The sequence below is a fragment of the Rathayibacter sp. AY1H3 genome, from assembly GCF_002932015.1.
The window spans coordinates 43,854-69,788 of sequence record NZ_PSUU01000013.1 but is presented as its reverse complement, the minus strand read 5'-3'; the positions used below and the strand labels follow the sequence as shown (position 1 = coordinate 69,788).

Below are 25,935 nucleotides of genomic sequence, written 5' to 3'. Positions count from 1 at the left end.
CAGGCGCTGCCGGGCGCAGCGAGCTCGCCGGTGACGTACTGGGCGCGGCCGAAGCCGAAGGATCAGTCCGTGCTGCCGCTGCTGGCGATCCTGCTCCCGCCGCCGGAGCTGAGGGTTCCCGTGACGTTCGCCGTGGTGCTGATCGCCCTCGCCGCGACCGGGTTCCTCAGCGCCCGGGTCGGCGGCAGTCCGGCGCTGAGGCCGATGATCCGCATCGTCGTCAGCGGCGCTCTCGCGGCGACGTTCCTGATCGGTTCGCTGCTCGGCACCTCCGGCGCGCTTTGATGCGCCGGATCCTCGTCGTCGAGGACGACCCGCAGATGGGTGCCCTCGTCGAGCGAGGACTGCAGGAGGACGGCTGCGATTTAGTGAGGGCGTTCCCGTCGAGGACACTCCGCTGTATCGCCGCACTTCAAGAGCCACCGACACCGTTCTTGGGCACGGTGCACCGAGAAACGCCGCCCGAGCTTCAGGCCGGGCTGGACTCCACCGACGTTGCTCTCGCCGAGAATCTTTCTCTTCCGAACGTGTCGTCCGAGCGAACGCCGTCATCGGGTCGACCGTCGGCGAGGACAAGGCACTGGTGAGCGCCCGACTCGAGGAGGAGGGTCTTCCCGATCTGACAGCGCTCGGTCGGATCACCCCCCGCCACTCGGTCAGCTGGCGGAAGCTGCACCGGGAGCGCAGGAAGACCATCGCCAGGCTGGCCGGGCTCGGAGACCGCCGACTGGAGTCCTCGTCCGCGACCCGCGCTTCGGGCGGGCGCTCACTCGCCCTGATTCGACCGGTCGACAGGGCCGACCTTCGAGCCCTTCCGCCCCGCCTCCACCCCTCCACCGCTCCGGCGAAGCGGCCGCTTCCGCTCGTGAGGGGGCGGCGGACGCCGCCTCGGGTCGCCGAAGCCTCTCGGCGCTCCCTCCAGCAGGATGACCGCCGCGCTCACGCGTTGCGGACGCCCCTGTCGGCGACGACGACCTCGACGATCGACCACAACATCACGACGAGCCCGACCGCCAGGGCGATGAACCAGCCAGGTCCGAGCTCGAGCGTCGCCGCTGGGATCGGAGCGGCGAGGTCGACCGCCCGGAGGTCGACCGTGCGCCCCACGATGCCGACCGCACTCAGGTCTATTCCCTCCGGGAGCTCCACCACGCCGGCGCTCCCCGTCAGGCCGAACGATCCGAGCAGGTCGCCGAGGTCGTACGAGATCGCCCCGATGTCGCCGAGAAGCTCGGTGACAGGCGCGGCGAGGGCGAGGACCGAGCCCGACGCGAAGGTCCAGCACCCGCCCACCAGAGCGGCCGCGACCGCCGCCGCCCGCGACGGCCGCCACCACGCCCGGACGAGGACGACCACGAGCACTGCCGCAGTAGCGATCACGGCGACGTCGAGCCCGGTCCCCCAGGCGGACACGCTGAGAGGCGGCACGATCCGGGAGTCGAAGGTGAACCACCCCACGAGCAGCAGAGATCCGGTGCCGGACACCGCGATGACCAGTACTGCCAGCAGCACGAGCCTGAGGACAGTGAGGGGGCGGTGCGTCGCGCGCACGGCCGCGGTCCGCGAGGCCAGTCGCGCGCGCGCCGTGGCGATCGACGCAGACGCGGTCTGCGCAGGGGCAGCACCGGCCACGGCGTCGTGGCTCGGGACCCCGAACGGCGACGCCGACGCGCCCGAAGCACCCGTCCAGGGAGACGGCGTGCTCGGCGGCGGCGCGGTGCCGAACGGTGATGCACCGCGACCAGTGGCAGCGACTCCGGAGACATCGGGGCCGGAGGCGCCGAACGGATCGAACGTGTCGTTCATCCCGAATGGGGCGGAGATTGCCGGTTCGGCCGTGACCGGCGCGGGGGGCGTCGCCTGCGTGCCCGTCCGCAGGGGTCGCCGGGTCCGTCGGACCGCGACGACGACCATGAGCACGAGAGGTCCGACCAGCGGGACCAGCACGCTGATCGTGACCGCTGCCCATCGCGGAACGCCCGCGGGGAAGGCGAGTGCGAGGCCCGTGACGACCGCAACGATCACATAGCACCCGATCAGCAGCGCGGTGCTCTGCGCGAGAAAGTTCAGCCAGACGCCGATATCCATCGTGTCTCCTTGTCTTGGTCGAAGGCCGAAGCACGCCGCCTGTGCTGCTCGGCGAGATCCCGCAGCCGACGGACGATCTCCGTGGATGCGTGCGGGCCGGAGGAGAGCGTCGCGACGACGCCCGGCGGGCGCAGGACATCGGCGTGTGCCGGGACGACCGCGTGGTCAGCGGCACCCAGCATGAGTCGATCGAGCTCCGCATCCCCGGCAGCGAGGATCAGGTCCGCTCCGAGCCGGCGGGCGACCTCGGACATCGCCGTCGACTTCTCGACCGCGTGGGGTACCAGATAGACCTTTCTCCCCTGCCTGCTGCACCGCCACTCGATGTCCTCGGCGAAAGCGAGGAGCCGCCCGCGGGCGGCCTCCGCCTGGTCCGCCGCGGCGAGGACCGCATAGACGAAGACGCCGTCGACGATGCGGACGGTCGCGGTGGGCACGAGTGCGGCCGTGCGCTCCCTGACCAGGGAGACGCTCGTCCCGCCGGCCGCGACGGCGTCCAGGACCCGGCGCGACCAGGCCTCGACCGGCGAGCCGTCCTCGAGGAGGACCCCTCCGTTGGCGGCGATCCGGAAGCGGGTCGGCACCGAGTCGAACAGTGTCACCCTCGCAAGCTGCGCCACCGAGCGCGTCGTCGTCGGCACCACTGCCGCCAGGGAGGCGAGATCGATCAGATCGCGGGCGAGGGTCGGCGGTGCGTAAGCGGAGGCCCGGCCGTCGATCCGCTCGACGACCGCGAGCGCGTCGATGACGCCTTCCGCGGCGGTCGCCGAGTGGATGAGGGTGCGGTCGAGGTCGAGGAATGCGGCGATCACGGCGACTCCGCCCGCGCGATGATGCCGACGGCGGCGAACGGCATGGCCTCGTCGACGACGACCTCGACACCGCGGTCGGCGGCGAGGACCAGGAGGTGCTCGACGGAGTCGGCGGCGTCGGACCGCACGACCACCTGTCGGGGGACCCTGCGCAGGAGCACGCGCGTCGTCTCGCCGATGCCCGGCTTCAGCAGGTTGCGGTCCCGGACGCCGTGGCGCCGGAGCAGCCGCTCGATCTCGGCGTCGGCGCTTCCCAGCGCCGTCGGCTCCGACGTCGCGGGCGAGGGCGGGACAGCGGGGAAACGCGCCTGCACCACCTCCAGGAACTGCTCGGAGCGGTCGACCGCGGCGAGGTGCCGGTAGAACTTCGCGCCGTGGAACATGCCCGGACGGATGAGCTCGTCGTTCAGGACCGTGCGCGAGACAAGTCCCGACACCGTGGAGTTCAAGCAGGCCGAGGGCACGAGCATGTCGTCGCGGGTCGCCCGGATGTCCGCGACGCCGAGCGGGTCGCTCAGCACCGCGAGCGAGGGTGCGACCCGGCCGCCGGGCGGGAACCGGTGCGACGCCAGGGCGGCCCGCAGCGTCGAGGCGATCACGCCCTTCCCGGTCCAGCCGTCGATGAAGACGATCGACTCGGGAGCAGCCGTAGCGATCACGTGATCGAGCGCGACCGCATCGATCCCCCGGTCGCGGATGACCGAGATCGCGAAGTGCGGCACCTCATTGCCCCTCGCCAGGAACCAGCGGCGCAGCAGCACGCCGATCGGTACCCCGGCCCGCGCGAGCGACACAAGGACGGGGTGCGGGCCGTGCCGCCGCTCGATCTCGACGCCGAGCGCGGCGACCCCCTCGGCCACGGCGCCCGCCCCTCGGGTGAGCGCGTGCTCGTAGGCCTCGAGGTAGCGGGCAGTGGGCTCGTACTCGATCGGCAGCGACTCGGAGTAGTGCCGCCGGCCTGTCTGAATGAGGTCCTCTCGCTCCTCCCGCGGCCGTTCGAGAGCGCGATCGGAGAGGTCGGTCAGCAGCCACACGACGTCGTCTGCCCGGTAGGACGAGAAGTCCGGACCGGTAAGGGGTGGCGGCCCGGCTGTCGCCTCGTCGGCGGGGGCCATCAGCACGTCGATCACGCGGGACGACCGGGCGAGGCTCGCGGGGAGGGCGTCCGGGGCGTCGCCGTCGGGCGAGACGGACTCGTCGTGGCAGACGACGACGACGCGGAGTCCTCTCGGGTCTCGGGCGAGGTTGTAGGCGAACCGCAGCGCGGCGCTCTCGCCGGCCACGTCCATCCGCACGGCGATGCCCGAGCGCAGTCCGTACGCGGGGTGATCGAGGACGAGGCCCGGCGAGCGGGTCGTCGAGCTCGTGAGGACGCGGGCGGCGGTCCTGCCCTCGAGGTGCTCCGCGAGGAGCTGCGGTGCACGGAGGAACTCCTCGGTGCCGAGGACGAGGATCTCGTCCTCCGCGCCGAGCTCGGCGAGTCCCTCGCTCTGCAGGACGCGGTCGCCCAGCTCAGCAACCGCCTCGCGCAGACGCCGACGGTCCTCACGCCCGGATCCCCGGGCGGAGCGCGTGGGCAGCACCTCCGCGCGGATCCTCCTGATCGCCGCTGCCGGCGAGGCGAGGACAACGGGGGCGGCCGCGCCGCTGCCGACGAGCCCCTCGAGCGCCGAGGGGACGAAGTCCTCCGGCACCTCGTGGATCGCGACCAGCCTCACAGGGGCGGCGAGCAAGGCTGCCTCTTCATCCCAGGCAGCCCGGCGCTCGGCGGACCGCGAGTCGTGCAGCGCGGCCACGACCACGAGCGGCGCAGGGTGCTCCTCGAGGAGCAGCCGCGCGAGCGCGAGGACGGTGCGGCCCGAGGTGACCTCGTCGTCGACGAGGATGAGTGCGCCGATCCGCCCCGGTGGCAGAGCCCCCGCCAGGAGGTGGTGACCGGGCGCGTGCGAGTGCACCTCCTCGAAGGCACCGTCGGCGACGTCGCCGGGGAGGAGATACCTCGTCGAGTGGGCGTCCCAACGGGCGCCGAGAGCATCGGCGACCGCTGCGGAGAGGCCGGTCGCCGTCTCGGCGAAGCCGAGCACGACCGCCTCCGATGGCTCGAGGCTGGCCGCTCGGACCGCGTCCTCGACCAGCTCGGTGAGCCGTTGCGCCGCACCGCGGACCACTGACGGCGCGACGGGAACGTGCTTGCCCAGCAGCGAGCTCACGAGGAGCTGCCTGCGGAGGGGGTTGTCGCGCAACGCAACGGCCAGCGGCACCGAGGAGGTGCCCGCTGCGGTCACCGGCTGATCCGATCGAGCTGCATCATCAGGTCGACAAAGCCTAGATCCGGCCTCAGCACGCCGAAGGCTGCGGCCCTCAGCAGCACCCGGTCGGCCCAGGCGGTGTGCGGCCGCACCTCGTTCATCTTGTTGTCCGCCGCGCTGCGGAGCACGCCTCCGCGATCTCTCGCAGCCGAGACGGCGACGGCGTCGCAGAACTCCTCGTGCCTCACGGCGCTCAGCGCGTGGACCACGGAGACGTGCGACGGGTGGATCACCGTCTTGCCCGAGAGGCCGTTGATCTTGTCGAGCTCGATCTCATTGATGAGGCCGTCGAGGCACTTGTCGAGCAGCGCGCGCCGGTACTGGGGGGCGTCGCGCTCGAGGAACGGCGACTCCCGCAGCCGCGGCTTCTGCAGACGGCTGCGCTTGCTGAAGTGCTCCCACACAGCGCCCGACACCGGGTAAGCCCACGGCCGCTCCCTGGCGAACACGTTGACGATGTCGCCGATGGCGTCGGCGACGACTCGGACGTCGTAGATCGTCGACTCGCCGTCTCGGCGCAACCCGAAGGCCGACGCGAGATCGGTCGCTCCGATGCGCACGCAGAGGACCGACTCCCGGTGCTCGTCCAGCAGTCGCCGGATCGCCAGCAGCTGAGCGGATCGCGTCTCGCGGTGAGCGACCGATACGGCCTCGATCACCGGCATCACGAAGAAGCGCTTCTCGGCGGCCTCCTCGGCTCCGGCGACGGCGGCGAACGCGGCCTCGCCGCTCTCACCCGCCTCGAACTTCGGCAGCACGAAACCCGTCAAGTCGGCGCATCCGGCGCGGCCGAGCGCCTGTGCGATACGGAGCATCCCGTCGGCGTCGGCGACACGCACGAACACCGCGGGAAGGGCACGCTCGGACCCCGGCTCGTCGGCTGCCTCGGCCGAGAGGCGGGCGAGCGCGGCGATGACCGCCGCCTCCGCCTCCGGTCGGCACTCGGGTCGGACGGCGTCCTCGAGGTCCATGACCAGACACTGCGCACCGTTGCGGCGCCGTGACAGGACGTCGTCGACCAGGCAGGGGCGGTCACCGGGCAGGTAGAGCGTCGCCCCGAGGGCCTGGCCGAGCTCTCCCGTGACGGAGTCGAGCGGGATCGGGCCGGGCCGGACTTCGAACAGCTGGTCGAGCTGGTCGGAGGAGAGCGAATCGAAGTGCTGCAGGTACATGGGTTCAGACCGCCTCTCGCACCTCTGCGGAGTGGGCCTCCGTGGCTGCGACACGACGGTTGACCACGATGCTGCTCAGCCATCCTGCACTGATGAAGACGACGCCGATGAGGCCCGTGACGAGTTCGGGGATCTCGATCGAGACCGTCAGCAGCATGATGACGGCGAGCGCGCCCACCGCCCAGAGTGCGCCGTGCTCGAGAAAGACGAATTCGCGCAGAGTCCCCCGGTGCACGAAATGGATCGTGAGCGAGCGGATGTACATCGCGCCGACGCCGAGTCCGATCGCGATCAGGATCGGGTCGGAGGTGATCGCGAAGGCCCCAATCACGCCGTCGAACGAGAAACTCGCGTCGAGTACCTCGAGATAGAGGAACAGGAAGAAGGCCGCCCGGCCTGCCACCTTGGCCGTCGCGCTGGTCGTCCCCGGCTCCGGCATGTCGTCGACCTGCTCCTCGAAGACATTGCCCAGTGCGTTCACGAGCAGGAAGGTGCCCGTTCCGATCGCCCCGGACACGAGGACCACGGCGGGATCGGGCGCGAGGAACTCGGCGACCGACACCAGGACGGCGAGCGCCACGACGACGTGGATGTTCTGGACCCTGCCGAGCTTCTGGAGGGGTCCTTCGACCCATCGGATCCAGAGGCGCTCGCGCGGGTCGAAGACAAAGTTCAGGAAAAGCATGAGCAGGAACATGCCGCCGAACGCGGCGATCGCCGGGTGGGCCTCGTGCAGGATGTAGCCGTAGCTGCCCGGCTCCTCCGGGTCGCCCTGCTCCATCGCCAGAGAGACCGCCTGCACGGGGCCGAGCCCCGCCGTCGCCGCGACGACCACGAAGGGGAAGACCAGGCGCATGCCGAAGACGGCGATGAGCACTCCGATGGTGAGGAAGATCCGCTGCCAGAAGGCAGTCATCCGGTCGAGGATCCCGGCGTTCACGACAGCGTTGTCGAACGACAGCGACACCTCGAGGACGCAGAGGATGAGGACGAGGATCAGACCCTCCATTCCGCCGTAGAGGAACCCGAGTGCGATACCCGCGAGCGTGACGGCTGAGGACCATCCGAAGGTCTTGAGCATGTTCTTCCCATCTCGTCGTGCTGAGGCGGATCGCAAGTGGACGGCCGCCGAGTGCCCGCGGCCGCCGGAGAGCCGGCGACCGCGGACGGGAGACGTCAGACGTTGACGCCGAACCGGCGCAGCGTGCCCTCGAAGCCGCCGTCGTAGGTGTCCCCGAGCGCACGGAACTTCCACTCGGCACCGTCCCGGTAGACCTCGCCGAAGACGAGGGTGCTGGTCGACCCGGCGCCCTCGCCCAGGTCGAAGCGCGCGAGCTCGGTGCCGCCGTCGTTGTTCACGACCCGGATGAAGGAGCTGGCGATCGACGAGAAGGTCTGACCCTTCTTCTCGGCGTCGTAGATGCTCACGAGGAAGGTCACCGACTCGACTCCGGCGGGGACGCCGAGGAGGTCGATGACGATCTGCTCGTCGTCGCCCTCGCCCTCGCCGGTGAGGTTGTCGCCCAGGTGGCTCACTGCTCCGCTCGAGTGCACCAGGTTCCCGTAGAAGACGAAGTCCGAGTCCTGCACGACGCGACCGGAGGCGTCCAGGAGGAGCGCCGATGCGTCGAGGTCGGTGGTGCCGCCGAAGCCCTGCGGCGCCGGGTCCCACCCGAGGCCGACGGTGATCGCGGTGAGTCCGCGAGGTCCTGCTTCCTTGGTGAGCGAGATGGTCCCGCCCTTGCTGAGGCTGATGGCCATGAGTGTGGTTCTCCTTCGTTGAGTCGTGCAGTGGTGGAGCGGTGGTGGAGGTGAGGTCAGAGGATCCGGGCGACGGCCGGCAGCAGATCGCGGATCGTGCGACCCTGGGCACGCTCGCCGATCGCCTGCATCGTCCAGCCAGCGCCGTCGCGGACGAGCTTCGCCATGATCTGGGCGGTGTGGCTGCCGGAGCCGGAGAGTGCGTAGCGGGCGATCTCGACTCCGTTCGAGGCGTCGACGATCCGGCAGAAGGCGTTGTCGATCTGGCTGAAGTTCTCGCCCGAGTAGCTGTTGACGACGAAGACGAGCGTCTGGGCCGCTGGATTCACAGCGAGGAGGTCGACGACGATGCTCTCGTCGTCGCCGTCCCCGGCCCCCGTGCGGTTGTCGCCCGTGTGGCGGATCGCGCCGTCCGCGCTGACGAGCTGCTGGAACCAGACCTGGTCGATCAACCGCCCGGAGGCGTCGTAGATCAGGCAGGAGGCGTCGAGGTCGATCTCCTGCTCCTTCTCGCGGCCGAAGAAGCCGCGGACGGTCTTGGCGTCCCAGCCGAGACCCATGTGGGCCCGAGTCAGCGTTCCGCCCTCCCGTTTGAGGAGGGAGACGCGCTGTCCCTTGCTGAGGCTGATGGTCATGGTGTTCTCCTTGTCGAGGTGGTCGGGTGCGGCGGAGGTCGGCGGCTCAGGCGAGCACGCCGGTGCGGGCGAGGGTCCACTTGAGCGGGTCGAGGCAGCGGAAAGGCGCGATGCCCCTCGCGTTCAGTTGCTGCCCGTCCGGCGACTCGCCGAGAGCGGAGACGGCGAAGAAGCGGTGATCGATCGGGCTGCCCTCGTGCGGGTTCTCGAGCGTCAGCACGATCGGCCCCGCGTTCATCGCGTAGAGCAGGCTCTTCACCTCTTCGTGGAGCAGGCCGCCGTCGACCGTGTCGTAGGACGGGGCGGCGTGGTCGGGCTCGCGCAGCATCGCGGATCCCGCGTTGGACATCACCGACGACCAGGCCACGTCCTCGACCTCGCTCAGGCGCTGGACGGCGTCGAACTTCGAGAGGACCACGGCGAGACGGCTGAGCCGGCCGCCCGTCAGGGTGATCAGGTTGTTCAAAACGGTGAGCGGATTCACGCCGGACCCGCGCTGAGCGGGGATCACGTCGACGAGTTTGTCGCGCACCGACGGGACCGCCAGCGGGTCGAACATGAAGAAGATGCCGTCCGCGTTGGCCAGGAACGCCAGATGGCCCGCGCGCGCGGGCGGCTCCTCCATCTCCTCGCCCGCGACGTCCCGCAGGACGATGAAGCGCCGCACCCCGCGGATCGTTCCAAGGCTGTAGATGAGGGGCGTCCTCTGGTACGAGTCGGCGCTCTGCGACCGAGGGGTCGGAGCCATCAGGCCCCGCTCCTCGAAGAGGGGGGCCTCGTACACCCGCGAGTAGGTGCGGCGCGTCTCGTCGTTCGCGGCCTGGAGCACAGTTCCGAGCCGCTGCGCCATCTCTGCGAGCTGCTTGACGACCACGGCGATGTAGAGGCTCTTGCCGGTGGCGCGCGCTCCGTTCATCGCGATGCAGGTCGCGTGCCCGCTGCGGTACCCACTCGGCAGGGGGCAGTGGCAGCTCGGGCAGGCGTCAGAGAGGGGCTCGCGGCACTCGGGGCACTCGAGCCCGGTGGGCGGGCTCCAGTTGCGGGCGTCCGCCGGGCGGACGAGCGCATAGCGCGTCCCCGTCATGACGTCCTCGTGCGCGTAGCGGGTGGCGTCGGGATCGAGCGTCTGGGCGCAGCGGCCCGTCGTGCAGATCCAGGCGAAGGAGGCGTCGCCGATCAGCGAGAAGCAGCTGGGGCACTTCGTCATCGGCCGACCCTCGCGTAGGGCTCCGTGCCGGGAGCGAAGCAGCCGGCGAGCAGGGAGCGCACCAGGCGGCGGAGCAGTTCCGCATCGCTCCGGAACGCCTCGGCCAGGCTCCGGCCCGCGGGATCGGTCTCGATGAAGGTGTGCGGCGTCGACGGCGGTGTCTGCAGCTGCCAGGCCGACCGCGATCCGATGACCACGAGGTGTCGGGCCTCGCCGTCGATCTCGTCGGCGGCCTCGAAGGCGCCGATGTCGGCGGGGACCGCGTCGGTGACGACGTAGGTGACCGTGTTCCCTTCCGCGAAGCCGCTCAGCGCTGGGGCACCCGACCGCACTCCGCTCGAGCGCGGCGCCTCCCGGAGTGCCGAGATCACCGCGCGCTCGGCCGGCTCGTCGGGCGGGACGTCACGGAAGGCGACGGACGCGCCGACCACCGCCGCTCCGCGCCTCCTCTCGGTCGAGAGCACGGAGGCGACACCGTCGAGGACGGCGACGACCGCCTCCGCCGTGGACGGATCGGCGGCGGTCGCGTCCTCGGCGAAACGGCGGAAGGACGCCGAGCCGTCGAGCGCGACCACCACGTGCAGGGCGCTCGTGGGCGACACCTCCTGCGCCCCCAGGATCCCGACGGTCGCGACCTGCGCCTCCGCCGCGACTCCGCTCAGCCGGTACCGGCGCTCGGAGATCCCGGCGCCGCGCACCTGCACCCCGTCGCCGCCCGGCTCGAGGATGACCACCTCGCGCTCGGCGAGGCCGGCGAGGTCGAGGGGAGGCACGACCGCCCTCTCCGGGTCGGAGGACCGCGCGTCGTCGATCCCGACGCTCACATTGGCGACCGCACCGGCGGGGAAGAGCTCGCTGCCGATCGGCACGAGGCGGATCATCGTGCGCTCTGTCACCCTCGGCACGATGAGCAGGTCCGGCCTCGGACGGACGGCGGTCGTCAGCGGCCCGCCCGCGACGACCGCGTCCAGACGCGCCGACCCCGCCTGCATCTGGAGGCGCACGGTGAGGGGCCTGTCGCTCAGAGTGACGACGGCTCCGCCCGTGATCATGTAGCTGGGCATCAGCGTTCCTTTCGGTCGGTCAGGAAGGAGGCGAGTCCGTCGCGGAACGATCCGCGGGGACGCGGACCCTTCAGTTCGCGCTGCCAGACCTTGGCGGAGCGCTCGATCGCGGTCAGGAGCTTGTCGCCGCCCACCGCGCCGCGGACGGTGACGACCGCCCTGAGCTGGTCGACGAGGACGGCGGTCACCGCCTCCGGATCGAGGTCGCCCTGGGCGGCCAGCTCGCGGAGCGGCCGATCGAGCAGTCGGATCGTGCGGCCGGCCCCGTCGGACACGGTCAGCGCCGCGAGGGCATGCGCTCGGGGGTCGACGAACGACGGGTCGGGGAAGTCGTCCGACGTCACGAAGGCGAGCCTCGCGAGTCCGAGAGCGTGCCTGGGCGCCTGCGCCCCGCTCTCGAGTCGCGTCCGCAGGCGCTCCTCCGCACCCTCTGAGGCGTCGCTGAACGTGCGGATGAGGGCGATTTCGGCGTCCAGATGGTCCGCCGGATCCTCAGCGGCGAGGAAGGAGAGCGTCGTGGCGGCGGCCGCGGCTCGCCGTGCGTCGCCTGACGCCGCCTCGGTGCGGAGCACCCGCTCGAGAGACGGCCGCCACGCCCGGCTGAAGGGCACCTCGCCGAGCACGGACACGACGGCGGCCAGGTAGCGCGGACCGACGTCGGCCGCCACAGGGGCCGGCGCGGCGGCGGCGCGCATGGCGACGACCGCGTCCCTCAGCTCGAGGACGTGCTGGGCGGGCACGAGCTCCCCCGTCGCCGACTGCGACATCGCGAGGCGGACGAGCGCGAACCGCGCCGAGGGCAGCCCCGGTCGCGAAACCTGCACCCGCCTGGCCAGCCCGCTGAGCGCATCACCCATCGGCGCCGAGGCGAGGGCGGCGGCGACGAACTCCTCGGGGAACTGCCCGCCGAACTCCTCCTCGAGCGCAGCGAACTCGGTGGGCAGCACCGCGCCCGGGAGCGCGGCCGCCCGGACGAGTGCGCGGCGGTCGACGGCCGGGATCTGCTCCCAGACCGCGTGCTCGGACAGGAGCGAGTAAGCGACGGTCGCCGTCAGCCCAGAGACCGGCACGCCCTCGCGCAGGAGCAGCATCGCGAGGGACAGCTGCACCGGCGGAAGAGCCGTGAGGGGCCCGCTCATCCGCTCCCTGATCGACGGCAGAAGCTGTCCGTCGCCGGCCAGCCACCGCAGGACCTCCTCAGGAGCGGCGCCCCCGGGAACGGGCTCCCGCTGGACCGGCACGGCCTCGAGCTCGACGATCAGCCGTTCGCGCAGCGGGAGGCTCATCACGCCCGCCCGGGCAGCGACGGCGATCCCGCGCTCGCCCACGAGGAGCTCGGCGACCGTGCGCAGGAGGGTCGCCGTCGCCGGTCCCGTCCGGCCGACGTCAGCGCCGAGCAGGCCCGCTCGGACGACGACGTCGAGCAGTCGCAGGGCGTGCACGGCCGACGTCACCGGCTCACGCGGATCCACCGGCCGGGCGAGGTCGGCGATCGCGGCCTCGGCGAGCGCCGTCAGCCGCTCCCGATCGGCGTCGAGGAGCGCCTGGTCGGGCAGCGGGACGCCCTCGTCCCTCAGCAGCCACTCCGCGTCCGACACGCAGCGCTCGAGGTAGGCCGACCCCATGAGCTCCCGGATCAGGAGAGACGACCTCGTGTCGCGAGCGTCCAGCTCCCGCCAGACGCCCCATGTGGTCGAGCCGATCGACGAGGAGACGACCGCGACGGTCCTCTCGTAGAGGTCGAGGTCTTGGCGGATGCCGTCGGGCGAGGCGTCCAGCAGCACCCGCGAGGCCTCGTCGCGCGCATCCATCGTCTCGTCGCCGAGGAGCACGACCGCCATGGCCAGCGGCCACTCCGGCGCGAGACCCCGGTCGCCCACCCGCAGCACCGCTTCGTCGAGGACGACGAGCACTCGGCGCGCGACCTCGTCGTCGACGAGGACCATCTGCGCTGCTCCCGACCAGTTCGAGGCAGCGACCTCGCTGCCCGCCGCCGTGACATGGGGTTCACCGCCCGCCTGGCCGACCGCCGGTATCTCGGCCTCGTCGATCACGACGGCGCCCGCGAACGCCGAGCGCTCGCCGGCGTCGATCCGCGGTACGACGGCGATGTGCACGCCCCTCGCCCACGCCGCTCCGAGACTGCTTGCGCGCTCGTAGAGGGACCAGGAGAGGGTGCGGGCAGTCGAGGGCGCCATGAGGCGCTGAACCGACCCCAGCCACAGCGCTCCGGTGTCCTGCGAGTCCGCGATGAGCACCACCGGGGGCCCTCCGCGCAGCGCGGCGACGGAGGCGTCCATCAGGACCGAGAGGACGCCGGCGCGCCAGGTGCTCGGGTCGCACACGAACGAGACGACGGAGTCGAGGGTGACGACCGCGCCGCGCTGCGGCATCCCCGCCGCCCGCAGTCGCGCGGCAGCGACCTCGAGGTGCGAGAAGGGCGTCAGGAGGTCCGGCGACCGCCAGAGCTCGACGGGCCGCAGCGGAGGCTCCGGCTCGTGCGGCCGCCTGTCGAACACGACGTGGTTGTAGACGTTGTCGGGGCGCCCCGTGCTGTCGGCTCCCGCCTCCGAGGACTGGAGGTAGACCGCAGAGCCGTCGACCGACGCGAGGTGCATCAGGCGCAGCGGCCGGGCCTCGAGCTCCGCCGCCGCAGGGAAGTCCGAGAGCCTGACGTGCGATCCGAAGCTCGTGACGGCGGAGGCTGTGACGAAGCCGATCTCGGCCTGCGTCGGCTCGCCCGCCTGCAGCTGGACCCGCCAGCCCTGGTCGAGCGTGTACGTCGCCTGGCTCCACCGCGGACCGCCGGCCCCGCCCTGCTCAGCCACCGCGCGCCCTGTTCTGGAAGCCGCCGACCTTCTCCTTGAGGCTCTGCACCCGCAGGGTCTCGATGGGAGGGTCGAGCAGAGCCACGCGTCGCAGGACCGCGCTCGGGAGGTCGACGAACAGGCGGAGGTAGCCGGTCGGGTGCGGCACGTCCTGCTGCCACGCCGCGGGATCGGTGCGCCAGCCGGGCTGCTCGGAGCCGGGGGCCATCGCCGCGGGCACGAAACGACGGGTCGGTGCGACGACGTCGTCGACGTCGGGCACGACGGCCAGTGGCGTCCCGTCGCCGACGGTCAGGGGGAACCGCTCGGGATTGTGCACCAGCACGAACGGCGGCGAGCTCTCGAGAGCCCGCTCGGAGGTGAGGGTGACCGTCGCGGAGTAGCGGCCCATGAGAGTCCGCTTCACCACGCAGCGGTACGACAGACGGAGCAGGCCCGGATAGACGACGCTCCGCGCCGTGCTGAGCACGCGCTTGCCCCCGTCGAAGGCCACGGCCACGAGGTGGAGCTCGCAGCCGAGCGGATCGAGCCCGCCGGTGCGGTACTCCAGCGATCCGCGATCGAAGTACTCCGACTTCGAGATCTCCCTCGGCTCTCCCTGGACGGCGAGTGCGGAGTCAAGGCCGACGGGCGAGCGGTAGGCCATCACGACGTCCGCGCCGTCGGGCCACTCGAAGGTGATCCTCTGGTTCTGGACGCGCTCGACGATCCGGAGCTGCGCCACCGGCGGCACACGGACCCCTCGCACGGTCCGACCGACGAACGCCTGGCCGTCCATGAGCACGACGATCGTGAAGTACGCCCGCGTCCAGCCGCGCGGCCACGGCACGTCGCGCATCGAGGCCCGGGTGCCGTCCGTCGTGATCGGATGCGCCAGCCGGCTCTCGGTCGAGAGGTTGGCCTGCGGGAGGACCGTCTCCGGCACGATCTCGCGCTCGATCCCGGCGCTCGGCGGCGCCGTCGTGCGGTAGATGACGACGTCGCCCCCCGGCGGGACCGTCCACGACAGGTCGAAGAACGGAGCGTCGGCATCGTCGTGCAGCTCGAAGGCGAGATCGAGGACGGGCTCGTGGACGTTGGGGATGTCGATCGGCACCGCCGTGGGGGCGGAGAGGCGCGGGACCCCGTCGATCACCGCCTCCGCGAAGACCTGGTAGAGGTACTTCTCCCCGCGCACGGCGTTTCTGTCGACGAAGCCGCCGAGGTTCGCCTCGTCGACGAGAATCCTGAAGCTCGGATCGCCCACGGTCAGAGCGCCGCGGGATCGGGGCACCCGGAACACCTGCACGCGCGTAGTGCCGCCGTGAGCCCTCCAGCGGCCGATCACGCGACCCTCGTCCTCCTGCACGTCGACATCGACGACCGGTGCGACCACGGCGCCGAAGGCGTGCAGCGAAGGCTGCGCGAGGACGGCGTCGCGCACATCGCGACCGACGTTCCGCCACACCTGGTAGTGCCGCACCGCGGTGGTGAACGGCCGCTCGTCCAGGGCGTCGGTCTCGACCGTCGCCGCGACGAGGTGACCGTCGTCCGGTGAGTAGGGGGCGTGCTCGTCGGCCGAGACGACGCGGAACACCGCGGTCGCTCTCGCATCGGCGTCCGACCAGACGGCGCGGAGGGACCCTTCCGGCCCGGGAGTGACGCGCAGCGGAGTCGGCACGCCCTCGGAGCCGCCGTAGGCGTAGGGCGCGAACGAGGCGGGGTCGATGGCGGGCGACGGGGCGGGGGCGGTGGTCGCGAGCGGGACGGGCGCCGACGGCTCCGTCGCCGGCGGCGACGCCGGTGCCGGGGAGTCGACCGGTCCAGCGGAGGGCGCCTCCTCGGTGCGGCTCGCGAGCGTGCGGGCCACCACGGCTGCGATGTCGTCGGCGAACTGGCGCACGACGGGCGCGAAGGTCGCCCTGAGCTCGTCCGCCTCGCTCTTGCGCGATCGGGCGACGAGCCGAAGGTGGGTCTCGGTCAGCTGGCCGATCCCGGGTGCCTCGCGGGCGATGGCGTCCTCGCGCCAGCGCTTGAGCGCCGTCAGCACCGCCTCCTCGGGGGTCTCGGAGGCGGCGGGCAGGACCGGCGGAGCGGGCGGGACAGGCGGGACGGTCGGGGGCGGCGGCGGGGGCTGCTCGTCGGGCGCCCCCTCGCCGGTCGGCTCGAGCAGCCGGCTCGGCAGCGAGTCCTGGGGGTCGTTCGCCCCCATGCGCTCCTGCTTCAGGAGGTACTCGATGGTCGGCTGCCACTGGCGCGCCGACGAGCTCGAGTCGGGAGGCATCGAGCCCGCGAGCGCGATGCGCCGGAGCTCGTCGAACGGCGGCGTCCGGTGACCGCGACCCGCCGCCTCCTCGGCCCAGAAGGTGAGGAAGCGCAGTCGTCTCGCCTCGTGCGCGTCAGGCATCGTGCACCTCCACCGGGTCGACCAGGATCGCGGGCATCAGAACGGCATCCCGTCGAACAGGTCGGGGACGTCCGCGGCCGTCGGCTCGGGGATCGCCGCGGGAGCGGCGACGACCGGTGCTGACGCCCACTCCCGAGCGCCGTCCAGACCGACGTCCGACACCATGCGCGGGCCGGCAGCACGGTGGACGAGGAACTCGTATGCCGGGATCGACGCGGTGAGCTCGGTCAGGGCGACGATGCGGCTGAGTCCGCGTCGGCCGATCCTCGAGTCGGGACGCTCCACGGCGCTCGCACCAGAGGCGCGCGCCGAGTCGGTGAGCAGGCCGTCGTCGAGCCGGTCACCGAGCAGGCGCGAGGGCGAGTCCGTGTCGGCGAGGAACCTCGCGTACGGCACAGGTGCGCCTCCGGCCAGACGTGCGTCGGACACCGACGCGAGCAGACGGTCGGCGATCGCGGACCGCGGCCCGTCGAGATCCTGCAGGACCCTCGCCCAGGTCGCATCGCCGACGGAGCCGTCGACGCCGTGAGCGCTGAGCGCTGCGGTCCAGAGCGGGAGCAGGCTGTCCTCGCCTCCGCCCGACTGACGGTAGAGAGCGCGGGCGTCCGCCTCGATCTCGACGCCGCGGGGACCGATCTGGCGGGGAGCGCCGGCGAGCGCGGCGGTCCAGCACTGATCGAGCCAGCCGATCGCGAAGATGTCCCGGCGCAGCTCGATGGCGGCACTGCCGACCGCGGCGGGATCCACCACGCCCGCGCCCAGGCGCACCGACTGGGGGAGGTCGGCGACGTCGACGTCCGGCGCGAGTGCCGACTCCTCCGCACGGCCGAAGGGCGCCGCGAGGATCGTCCCGACCACGCGCGACCACGCGAGGAACTGCCCGTAGGCGTCGGTGAGGCGTCGCGCATCGCGGACGGCGTGACGCAGATTCCGCCGGGCCAGCTCCTCCCGCGCCAGGAGTTCGGTCCTGGCGTTGATCAGCCGGAACAGCTCGCGCTGCCCCCGGAGGAACACGATCAGAGTGGTCGCGAATCCGACCAGGAGGATCGAGCCGAGCAGGATCAGTCCGATCGTCACTCCGATCACACCGGTCGCGAGGAGGACGCCCGTCACCACCAGGAGGGCGGTGAACACGATCACGAGGATGCGAGTCGTCGACGCGAGACGCTTCTGCTGAGCCTGCACGGAGGTGAGGATGTCGTCCGCGCTGGCGGCCCGGCGGATGTCCTCGAGGAGCGTGCGGATCTCGAGAGTCACGGCGAAGAAGCTCTCGCCGATCCGCGTACCCACGCGGGCGGCGAAGCTGTCGCCGTGCTCGGCCTTCCACGTCCCGAGGGCCTGCAGAGCGGTCGCGGCGGCGACGCCGACCGCCGGCTGCTCGGCAACGAAGCGGAGGCGCTGCTCGAGCGCGTAGACGCCGAGCACGTCGAAGGGCTCCGCTGCCGGCAGCCCCACCGTCGCCGCGAGGTGCGGAGGCACTCCGTCGAAGGCCTGATCGGCTCCGGGCACGATGCCGCCCGGGCGCCGGAGCACACCCCGCTGAGCTCCGATCTGCACCGGAGTGAGACCGGTGACGCGCTCACCGCCGTCGGCGAGCGTCAGGGAGGCGGCGACGTAGTCCTGCCACAGCGCCGAGAGGTCGGCGTGCGCCTCGTGGTCGCGCCGGGCGCCGCCCTGCTCGTCGAGGATCCTGTCGATCGACGCGGCGGCACCGCCGTAGTCGAGCCAGCTCGCCGGCATGCCGTCGGCAGTCACCCCCTTCACGACCACCGCGTAGGCCGACGGTGCGCCTCCGAAGACGAGGCCGTGCACCGCCGCCGCCGCGTCCGCGCGCACCCGGTTGACCACGGCGGCGAGCCAGGCCCTCGGAGCGTTGCGGAGGGCGGCCAGCACGAATCCGAAGAGCATCTTCAGCGCGTCCCAGGCGCCGATCTGCTTGGTCTTCCGCGGCGGCTCCGCGTCACGGGGTCCGCGGAGGACACCGGGGTGGCGCGCCCAGAGCTGCTCGGACATGTTCTGGGACGCGAGCGGAGCGTCCTCGACGTAAGTCGCCGCCGTTCCGAACTGCGTCGGGAGCGGGAGTCCCCGCTCCATCGAGAGCACCTCCCGACGCAGCGCGCCCTCCAGCTCCGCGGTCCCGAGTCGGCGGTAGTACGACCGCGACATCCGGGCCAGCTGCCCGTAGGTGAGGTTCTCGTCGTCGAGCGGTGAGCCGTCGACGCCCGTCCACAGCCCGACCAGTCCGGCGACACCGGCGGCCGCGGGGACGCCGAGCTCGAGAGGATCGGTGGTCGGGGGGAGGCGGGTCTGACCCATCCCGGGTCCGCTCGAGTCTTCGGGCGAGAGCAGGATGTTGTGCCAGCCGTCCACAGCGAGGTCCGCCACGGTGGCGGGGCCGCCCGCCCGTGCGACGACCGCCCGGACGCGGACCACCTTCGCCTGTCCGAACGAGCTCTCGAGGAACTGCGCGAGCTCCTGCTCGACCGCGGTGCCCGCAGGCACCACTCCGGTGAGCGCCGGGACCAGCGAGACCAGGCGGATGCGCTCCGTGCGCCCCGCTCCGGCGAGCGCGTTCAGCGTGGTGCCCTCGATCGTTCCGCCGCGGACGACAAGGGCCGAGATGCTCGTGCGCCCGATCATCTGCGGCTCGACCCAGTGGAACTCGTCGACCATTCCGGCGGCCGACCAGTCGGTCAGTGCGTCCCTGATGCCCGCGAGCGGGCCGGCCGGCGCGAGGAGGACCGTGATCGTCGACATCAGAAGGCTCCGAAGTCGGGCTCGGGGACGGCGGCGAGGGCGCCGGCCGGGGCGAAGGCTCCGTCGGCGGATCGTGGCAGTCCGGCGGCGGGCACCGGTCGGGCCGCCAGGGTCCTCGCGGCGTCGAGGGTCTGCCGCAGCTCCTCGGTGGCCAGGATGATGTCCGGCGCCAGGTCGCGGAAGATCGGCGTGGTCGAGGCGGTCCGCCGCGTGGCGATCGTCGAGTAGGTCCCCGGCGCGGCGCCGGGAGCTCCCGGTGTGAAGCTCGTCGTGGTGAAGGTGTGGATCGACTCGAGCCAGGCGAGGGCATTCGCGTACCTGGCGTCGAGCGTCTCCCCGACGATGCGCGACGGCGTGCCGCTGGGGGTGTCCCCTGTCGCGAGCCAACCAGCGAGCTCGCGCTCGGAGGACCGCTCGATGAGCCCGCGCGCGGGGCCTCCCGGGTTGGCGTCCGAGAGCCTGCGCAACTGGCGGTACGGCTTCATCGACGTCATCACCGGTGCGTCGAGCGCCCGCGAGATCGCCAGCAGGTACGACTCGAGAACGGCGGGCAGCCAGTCGATCAGGCGGCCGAGGAACTCGGAGGGAGGCGTCAGCAGCGGGTGCGGGAAGGCCATCCAGCGCTCATCCTCCGGGTCCCAGATCTCGACCGGTGTGTCGTACGGCGCGTCCGGGATGCGGATCTGGCCCGTCATCTGGCCGACGTACCAGCCGGCGATCATGGCGCGACGCTCGCGGTCGCCCATGGGGAGCGACGCCGGCAGCGGTCGGCTGCGCCGGTTCGACCAGAAGGTGAGGCGTCCCTGCTGCGACGTCTCGGCCCACTGCTTCGCCACCGGGAGCAGGAGCGAGTCGAAGACGAGAGGCGCGTAGTTGCGGTAGGAGCCGAAGATGTCGATCCGGGTCAGCGTGCTCTCGGCGTTGACGGCCCGTCCGAAGATCTGCGCCACCTCGTCGGCCATGTTCTGGCGCGAGGCGATGACCTGCTCGAGCGCCGCCACGACCGGCGAGTCCTTGAACGGCACGCCCGAGAACTTGTAGCGGTACTGGGTCGGCGTGCCGTGGATGGCGTTCACCGCGTCCGAGTCGATGCTGATCAGAGGGAGGGCGCGAGAGAGCGCCTCGCCGAACTTCGCCACGAGATCCGCGTGCCGGCCGGGAAGACCCGACGGCGGGAGGTCCTTGCCCTCGGCGAAGTCCCGGAGGGAGAGAGCGCAGAAGATCTCGAAGGACTCGCCCGGCCGGCGGATGAACGCCAGGGCGCGCTCGACGAGGTCGGCCGGCGCGACGGCGAACTGGTAGCGCCCCTGCGACGGAGTGAGCGGTGCTCCGTTCATCGGATCGCGGTTGAAGAGCCCGGGTCGCCACTGGGCGAGCCTCTCCACGAGGCCGCCCGGCGCCTCCGCACCGCTCGCAACCGGCCACGTGCCGCTGATGACGGCGCGGGCGCCGAGGACGCGCGCGTCCGAGAACATGACCGCCGTGGTCCCCTCCGCGACCGCGGCGCGCAGGTCTCCCTCGTACTGCTGATCGAAGCCGGCGGAGGGGGTGAGCAGGATCTCGTTGTCCGCGACGTCGAAGCGCGCGGGGACGAAGCGGTCCTCCTCCGAGGGCCAGGCCGTGTAGTCGCTGGTCGCGACGTTCGCGAGCCCGACCGCTGTCGGCGCCGCGTGCACCGCGTTCTCGAGGACCTGGATCCCCTCGCTCAGAGCGAGGCGCAGGGGGGCGAGGACGTCCGTGACGAGCGCCTGCAGGATCGTGCGCGCGACGTCCGCGCTCCGGGCGTAGACCGTGTTCGTGGTCTGCTGCCGGAAGAGGTCCACCAGCCGGTCGACGACGCTCGCACCGTTCGCGATCGTGCCGCGCATCCCGGCGAGCTGCGTCTCGAACGCTGGGGGCACCTGGCCGAGGTCGCCGCCCTGGTATCCCGCCATGGTCTGCAGGTGGGTCAGCAGCTGATCCTGGATCAGCCGCTCCACGCGGTCGAGGACCTCGCGGGCGTACGGCAGGCCGAAGAGCTCGACGGCCTCGGCGACCTGCGCGAGGATCCGCTCGTGCAGGTGGTCGCTCCACTGGAACCCCCAGCGGTACGCCGCCTCGGAGGCGGCGCTGCCCAGCACCGCCTTCCTCTCCGCGAGGAACTGGCGCAGCGTCGGCGACCAGAGCGCGACCGTGGTCGCGGGCGGCGGGACGTAGGGGACGAACTGCTCGTCGAGGATCCGCCGCGCCGCGCCGTCGGCGTCGGTGCGGGCGAAGGCCGTGCCGGTGAACCAGCCGAGCACCTGCTCAGTCGACAGGGGGCCGGGCGCGTCCGAGAAGGGCAGGCCCATGGCGTCGGCGACACGCGTCCACTGCGAGTCGGCGAGCGCGCGGAGCTGATCGACGCTGGAGGCGATGCTCCCCGGCTGGAGATGCCCCTCCCGCAGGCGGTCCGCCGCGGTCCGGGCGAGGCGCTGCGCCGAGTAGTGCCGGTAGCGGTCGCGGCCCATCGAGAGGCTCGCGTAGCCGAAGGCGCCCCAGGGGATCGAGTTCGCACTCTCGCCCCAGCCCAGGAAGTCGAGGTCGGCAGGAGTCGGGTCGGCGACGTTCACGATGTCGAACTCGACGAAGTCGCCCGACGCCTTGCCGCTGGAGATGAGCGCCGCGAGACCGCGCCCCAGCCCCCGGTACACCGCCGACTGCGATCCGTCGCCGAACTGCGTCTTCTCGGCGCCGACGAACCGCCCGACTGGGAACACCCGGGCGAACGGCGCCGCGCTCGTCCGCGTGACCCTCTGACCGAGGGCGCTGAGGATGGCCACGTCGTGGTCCTCGGCCGCCGCGGTCTGGGTGGCGACGATCTCGCCGAGCATGGCGAGCGCGTTGGCCCGGACACCGCCGCGGGCGGAGGCGGGCAGGCCGTCGAACACGTCGGGGGTGACCATGAACACTCCGACGAGCCCGGGGTCGACCCCCTGCACGAGCGTGAGGAGGCGGCAGACGTCGAGCGCCATGCTCGCGCCGGCGCCGCCGGCCATCGACGACACCACGAGGACGACCGTCCGCGACGCCGGGTCGAACGAGCCCGCTCCTGGCAGGATCCGCGAGACCCGCGTCATCTCGGTGTTCGCCTCGACGGTGTTGATGCTCTGGAAGGCGCGCGAGAGGCCCTCGAACACGTCGGAGGCGCGCTGCAGAGTGATGGCCCGCCCCACGGCGCGCATCTGCCCGGCTCCGTTGCCGATCGGCACCGTGATCGACGCCGGGTCGCGGGGGGCCCAGGTCCCGAACTCGCCCAGCGCGCCGCCCTGTCGCAGGCGCGTGCTCAGGGCGTTGTCGAGGACGGTGTAGCTGCCCGTCGAGGGCGCGGTGCCGATGTAGGTGCCGCCCTGGTCGCGGACGTTGCCGATGCCGTTGATCCGGGTGTCCGGCGCGTTGGGCACGTCGATGTGGACGAACTGCCAGCCGGCGGGGATCCGGTCGATGCCCAGCGGCGCGAGCTCGGAGTGCAGCTGATCCATCATGTAGGCGAGGGTCGAACCCCCGGAGCCGCCGCAACCGACGACCAGGAACTTCTGCATGGATCAGACCTCTTTCGACGTGGGATCGAGTGGACCGGACGAGGGCATCAAAGGGTCCCCCAGGGGTTCGCATCGGGAGCCGGGCGGGGCGGCGCCTCTCCCGTGTCCGCCTCCGGCCGCGCCGGCGCCGCTGGCGGGGAGGCCACGGCCGTCGGCGCCGCAGAGGATCCGAGGCCGGAGCCGAAGCCGCCGAAGCCGCTCGTCTCGGCGGCCCCTCCCCCTCCGAACGGCGAGCTCGCCGCCTCGGCCGCAGGAGCGTCAGACTCCGGCTCCTCCGCGACGAGGCGGGAGAGGATGTCGGGGAGACGCGAGTTCAGATCGTCCGCGAGACTGGCGCGCTGCGCGGGCGTGGCCGTTCCCCCGATGAGCAGCAGGACCTCGGCCGATCCGGCCGGGCGCCCCGGCTGGTGGAAGACGACCCAGTTGTTGTGCACGGCGAGAGGGAGCCTCGCCGTGGTGCCCTTCGCGGTGGTCGACGGCGAGGCGCCGGAGGCGCTCGACCAGCCCGGGCGGTCCACGCGGACGAAGCCCGCCTCGGTCGGCGCGGCGCCCGCCCGGGCGACCAGCTCCGCCCCGCCGGTCACCACACGGCGCGAGCCCCTCGCGCTGATCGGGACCACGTCGCGGAGATCCTCCGGCCCGATGGCGAAGCGGCTGCCTCCGCGGAGCACGCTGCCGCCGGACACCTCCACCGGGACCGTCGTCGCCACGAGGGGCCTCGCCGGGACGACCGAGACGAGCCACTTCGCGAAGTAGAGGACGCCGACCGGGACCGCGATGCCGATGATGAGCGTGATCGCGAAGGCGAGCCAGACCACCGGGACGTCCAGCGGCAGCGCGAGGCTCGCTGTGAACGGCACCTCGACCTCGAGTGGCGGGCCGCTGCCGTCAGAGGAGGCGAGCATCACGGTGATCGTGCCGTTGATCGCGCCGTTGCCGCCCTGCTCGGTGCTGAGCCGCAGAGGCAGGCCGGCGCCGCCCGAGTCGACGCACGAGTCGGCGGAGGAGGCTGTCGACTCGATCGTCACCGCGCCGAGACCCTGCGGCGACGCGACGACATCGGCCGAGTCCGAGGCCAGCCAGGCGCAGCCGTCGCCCTTGAGCGAAAGCACGGCCTGCTGGTCGACCGGTCCCTCGGCGCCGCCGAAGTCGACGCGCTCGGCGACGGTCGGGTAGGCGGCGGGCGGCTCGATCGAGATCCGCTGCGCCACCACGCTCGGATCGAGAGCGGTCCCGGGCACGACGGCGCCGGAAGCGGAGGTGGCGGACCCGGTGGTCACCTCCAGGCGCAGGGTGAGGAGCCCCAGCCCGACAGCCGCATCGGTGAGGGGCAGCGCGACCGGTCGCCCGATCGCCGCCTTGTCCTCGGTGTCGAGCACCGTGACGACGGCTCCCTCCGCGTCCTGGAGCGACACGGCGTACCGCATCGTCCCGAGGATCGACGACGGGTCGACGGGCGCCCCGCCCCGGCCGACGAGCGCGAAGACCGCGCCGTCGATCGTCTCGCCCGCGTGCAGCACGACGCCCGTGCCGTTCGTCCAGCTCGGCCCCAGATCTCCGCTGATGTGCAGGTTCGTCTTCGACCGCCGATCGGCGGAGGCCCCCTGCGGATCCGTGAACGTGAAGGCCCACTGGCCGACCCACGCCGCGTCTGCGGACGACCCGCGATCGACCGTGATCGACACCGTCTTCTCGGTGATCCACTCGTAGTCGATCGACGCACCGCTCGCGTCGATCACGACCGAGGCGCTCCCGCCGCCGTCCGCGTCGCGGGCGAGATCGACCCGCGTGCCGTCCGGCAGGCTCATGCTCGCCGCGAGACCGGTGGCGTCGGCGGAGCCGAGGATCTTGACGCGGGGCGTCGAAGCGTCGAGGACGAAGTTGTGCGCCTGGTCGGCGCAGGCGACGACCTGGCAGATTCCCGCCTCCTGGGTGAGCGGCGCTCCCCCGGGAGTCGCGATCGCGTCGAAGGCGAAGAGGAGGCTGTCGATGTCGCCTGCCACCTGGAAGGAGCCGGGGACCGGCTCCGTGATGTCGCCGCAGCGCGTCCCGGCGAGGTCGGTGCCGGTGGTGACCGACCTGATGAAGTCGAAGTCGGCGTCCGTCGATCCGGGGCCGGTGAGGCCGACGCCGAAGACCGTGATCCCCGACGAGCGCAGCTGGTCGGCGAGACCGCCGCCGCGGCAGAGGTCGGCGGCGGCGGCGTCCCGCACCTGCGCGGCGGCGCCCGAATCGGTCAGGTCGACGCCGGGGGCGAAGCGCTTCTGCGTCCCGTACTCGGCGCGCTCGGCACCGGTCTCGCGGGGGAAGTAGTCGAGCTTGCCGTCGGTGAACCAGACCACGGCCTGGCAGCCCGCGCCTCCCGTGCGTCCGGCCGCTCGGTCCGCGAGATCTGCACGCGCCCCGTCGAGCGCCGTCCAGTAGTCGGTGTCGAAGCCGTCGACGCGCTCGGCGAGTCCGGCGATGCTCGCCCGGACGCCGTCGACCGACTCGGCGCCGAGCGGCGTCCACGGGAGCAGCGTCGAGTAGGAGTCGCCGAAGACGCTGAGCTGCACGTCGACCGGAGTGCCGGCCTCCGTCGCGAAGTCCGCGAGCTGATCGACGAAGTAGGTGGCCGAGGTGACCCGGCCGAGCGCGGCGTCGCTCGACGTGAGGCTGCTCGACTCGTCGACGAGCAGCAGCACGTCGGCCGCACCACCACCGGCGATGCACGCCCCGAAGGCGCCCAGCGCCGGATCCGCCTCGGCGGCGGCTGCTGCCGGCGCCTGCACTAGTCCGCCGACGATCAGCGGGACCGCGAGCGCGACGACGGAGAGGAGTCCAGCTCCGCGGCCCTTCACAGCTGCCACACCCGTCCCGCCCAGAAGGCGATGCGGGCGGCGCTGGCGATCACGGCGAGCAGCACGATGATCAGGCCCCCTCGGTAGAGCCACGGCGCCCAGGTGGGCGGCGAGTACATCAGCTGGGTGCGCCTCCTGGTGTCGAGCAGCAGGTAGACGGCGAAGAGGCCGATCGCGATCGGGCCCGCGAACGCCCACGAGAGGATCGCTGCGAGCGGGTCCGCTCCGAGCACCAGCGCGGCGGCCCCCGCGAGAGCGGCGACCGCTACTCCGCCGATCAGCCAGCCGATGGGCGAGCGGACGGAGGACGGAGCCGGCTCGGTGGCGACGGCGCCGCCGAAGCCGGCCGACGCGGTGAGGGGAGCGGTCGCCGTCGACGAGGCCCCGCCAAACGACGCTCCGAACGCGTCGGCGCGGGGCGCGGGATCCGCTCTGGACGAGTCGTTACCGGGGGTGGTGCCGCCCCCGCCGGTGAAGCGGCTGAAGTCCCACCCGCCGGTCGGATCACTCATCCGT

At 72.2% G+C, this 25,935-nt stretch carries 16 protein-coding genes; 1 reads left to right on the top strand and 15 read right to left on the bottom strand.

Annotated features, from left to right (window positions below):
* Positions 1 to 69 precede the first annotated feature (69 nt).
* A complete protein-coding gene (locus C5C33_RS07105) occupies positions 70 to 285 on the top strand; it encodes a VIT1/CCC1 transporter family protein (protein WP_104260785.1) in 216 nt (71 codons plus the stop codon).
* Positions 286 to 939: 654 nt separating this feature from the next.
* Here C5C33_RS07105 and C5C33_RS18210 read toward each other — a convergent pair.
* From C5C33_RS18210 to C5C33_RS07030, 15 genes are all read right to left on the bottom strand, one after another.
* On the bottom strand, positions 940 to 2,088 hold the full coding sequence (locus C5C33_RS18210) for a hypothetical protein (RefSeq protein WP_146085758.1): 1,149 nt from the start codon (positions 2,086 to 2,088) through the stop codon (positions 940 to 942).
* Positions 2,067 to 2,900 carry a hypothetical protein gene (locus C5C33_RS07095; RefSeq protein ID WP_104260783.1) on the bottom strand — a complete coding sequence of 278 codons (834 nt, stop codon included), beginning with the start codon at positions 2,898 to 2,900 and terminating at the stop codon, positions 2,067 to 2,069. Before C5C33_RS07095 ends, C5C33_RS18210 begins: the two co-directional genes overlap by 22 nt.
* A complete protein-coding gene (locus tag C5C33_RS07090; RefSeq protein WP_104260782.1) occupies positions 2,897 to 5,185 on the bottom strand; it encodes a phosphoribosyltransferase domain-containing protein in 2,289 nt (762 codons plus the stop codon). The genes C5C33_RS07095 and C5C33_RS07090 overlap by 4 nt, the downstream gene beginning before the upstream one ends.
* Positions 5,182 to 6,381, bottom strand: coding sequence for an HpcH/HpaI aldolase/citrate lyase family protein (locus C5C33_RS07085; protein WP_104260781.1), 1,200 nt, complete (start codon positions 6,379 to 6,381; stop codon positions 5,182 to 5,184). The genes C5C33_RS07090 and C5C33_RS07085 overlap by 4 nt, the downstream gene beginning before the upstream one ends.
* 4 nt (positions 6,382 to 6,385) lie before the next feature.
* Positions 6,386 to 7,462 carry a DUF475 domain-containing protein gene (locus C5C33_RS07080; protein WP_104260780.1) on the bottom strand — a complete coding sequence of 359 codons (1,077 nt, stop codon included), beginning with the start codon at positions 7,460 to 7,462 and terminating at the stop codon, positions 6,386 to 6,388.
* A gap of 95 nt (positions 7,463 to 7,557) precedes the next feature.
* Entirely contained in the window at positions 7,558 to 8,142 is a 585-nt protein-coding gene (locus C5C33_RS07075) for a TerD family protein (RefSeq protein ID WP_104260779.1), read from the bottom strand.
* 56 nt (positions 8,143 to 8,198) lie between these two features.
* Positions 8,199 to 8,777 carry a TerD family protein gene (locus C5C33_RS07070; protein WP_104260778.1) on the bottom strand — a complete coding sequence of 193 codons (579 nt, stop codon included), beginning with the start codon at positions 8,775 to 8,777 and terminating at the stop codon, positions 8,199 to 8,201.
* A 46-nt stretch (positions 8,778 to 8,823) separates the two neighbouring features.
* Complete coding sequence (locus C5C33_RS07065) at positions 8,824 to 9,984, bottom strand: hypothetical protein (RefSeq protein WP_104260777.1); 1,161 nt, start codon at positions 9,982 to 9,984, stop codon at positions 8,824 to 8,826.
* A complete protein-coding gene (locus C5C33_RS07060) occupies positions 9,981 to 11,048 on the bottom strand; it encodes a hypothetical protein (protein ID WP_104260776.1) in 1,068 nt (355 codons plus the stop codon). Before C5C33_RS07060 ends, C5C33_RS07065 begins: the two co-directional genes overlap by 4 nt.
* Positions 11,048 to 13,876, bottom strand: a complete 2,829-nt coding sequence (locus tag C5C33_RS07055; protein WP_104260775.1) for a hypothetical protein — start codon at positions 13,874 to 13,876, stop codon at positions 11,048 to 11,050. The genes C5C33_RS07060 and C5C33_RS07055 overlap by 1 nt, the downstream gene beginning before the upstream one ends.
* Positions 13,869 to 16,262, bottom strand: coding sequence for a hypothetical protein (locus C5C33_RS07050; protein WP_104260774.1), 2,394 nt, complete (start codon positions 16,260 to 16,262; stop codon positions 13,869 to 13,871). The genes C5C33_RS07055 and C5C33_RS07050 overlap by 8 nt, the downstream gene beginning before the upstream one ends.
* A 36-nt stretch (positions 16,263 to 16,298) precedes the next feature.
* Positions 16,299 to 19,019 carry a hypothetical protein gene (locus C5C33_RS07045; RefSeq protein ID WP_104260773.1) on the bottom strand — a complete coding sequence of 907 codons (2,721 nt, stop codon included), beginning with the start codon at positions 19,017 to 19,019 and terminating at the stop codon, positions 16,299 to 16,301.
* Entirely contained in the window at positions 19,019 to 22,579 is a 3,561-nt protein-coding gene (locus tag C5C33_RS07040; RefSeq protein ID WP_104260772.1) for a tubulin-like doman-containing protein, read from the bottom strand. Before C5C33_RS07040 ends, C5C33_RS07045 begins: the two co-directional genes overlap by 1 nt.
* 47 nt (positions 22,580 to 22,626) lie before the next feature.
* The gene (locus C5C33_RS07035; RefSeq protein WP_146085757.1) at positions 22,627 to 25,428 is read right to left on the bottom strand and encodes a vWA domain-containing protein; all 2,802 of its coding nucleotides are present in this window, start codon (positions 25,426 to 25,428) and stop codon (positions 22,627 to 22,629) included.
* Complete coding sequence (locus C5C33_RS07030; protein ID WP_104260770.1) at positions 25,416 to 25,931, bottom strand: hypothetical protein; 516 nt, start codon at positions 25,929 to 25,931, stop codon at positions 25,416 to 25,418. Before C5C33_RS07030 ends, C5C33_RS07035 begins: the two co-directional genes overlap by 13 nt.
* Positions 25,932 to 25,935 lie beyond the last annotated feature (4 nt).

What these genes read in the sequence shown, in the direction of transcription:
- C5C33_RS18210 (WP_146085758.1), bottom strand. Translation starts at nt 2,088, where the DNA reads ATGGATATCGGCGTCTGGCTGAACTTTCTCGCGCAGAGCACCGCGCTG.
- C5C33_RS07085 (WP_104260781.1), bottom strand. Translation starts at nt 6,381, where the DNA reads ATGTACCTGCAGCACTTCGATTCGCTCTCCTCCGACCAGCTCGACCAG.
- C5C33_RS07080 (WP_104260780.1), bottom strand. Translation starts at nt 7,462, where the DNA reads ATGCTCAAGACCTTCGGATGGTCCTCAGCCGTCACGCTCGCGGGTATC.
- C5C33_RS07075 (WP_104260779.1), bottom strand. Translation starts at nt 8,142, where the DNA reads ATGGCCATCAGCCTCAGCAAGGGCGGGACCATCTCGCTCACCAAGGAA.
- C5C33_RS07070 (WP_104260778.1), bottom strand. Translation starts at nt 8,777, where the DNA reads ATGACCATCAGCCTCAGCAAGGGACAGCGCGTCTCCCTCCTCAAACGG.
- C5C33_RS07065 (WP_104260777.1), bottom strand. Translation starts at nt 9,984, where the DNA reads ATGACGAAGTGCCCCAGCTGCTTCTCGCTGATCGGCGACGCCTCCTTC.
- C5C33_RS07060 (WP_104260776.1), bottom strand. Translation starts at nt 11,048, where the DNA reads ATGCCCAGCTACATGATCACGGGCGGAGCCGTCGTCACTCTGAGCGAC.
- C5C33_RS07050 (WP_104260774.1), bottom strand. Translation starts at nt 16,262, where the DNA reads ATGCCTGACGCGCACGAGGCGAGACGACTGCGCTTCCTCACCTTCTGG.
- C5C33_RS07045 (WP_104260773.1), bottom strand. Translation starts at nt 19,019, where the DNA reads ATGTCGACGATCACGGTCCTCCTCGCGCCGGCCGGCCCGCTCGCGGGC.
- C5C33_RS07040 (WP_104260772.1), bottom strand. Translation starts at nt 22,579, where the DNA reads ATGCAGAAGTTCCTGGTCGTCGGTTGCGGCGGCTCCGGGGGTTCGACC.
- C5C33_RS07030 (WP_104260770.1), bottom strand. Translation starts at nt 25,931, where the DNA reads ATGAGTGATCCGACCGGCGGGTGGGACTTCAGCCGCTTCACCGGCGGG.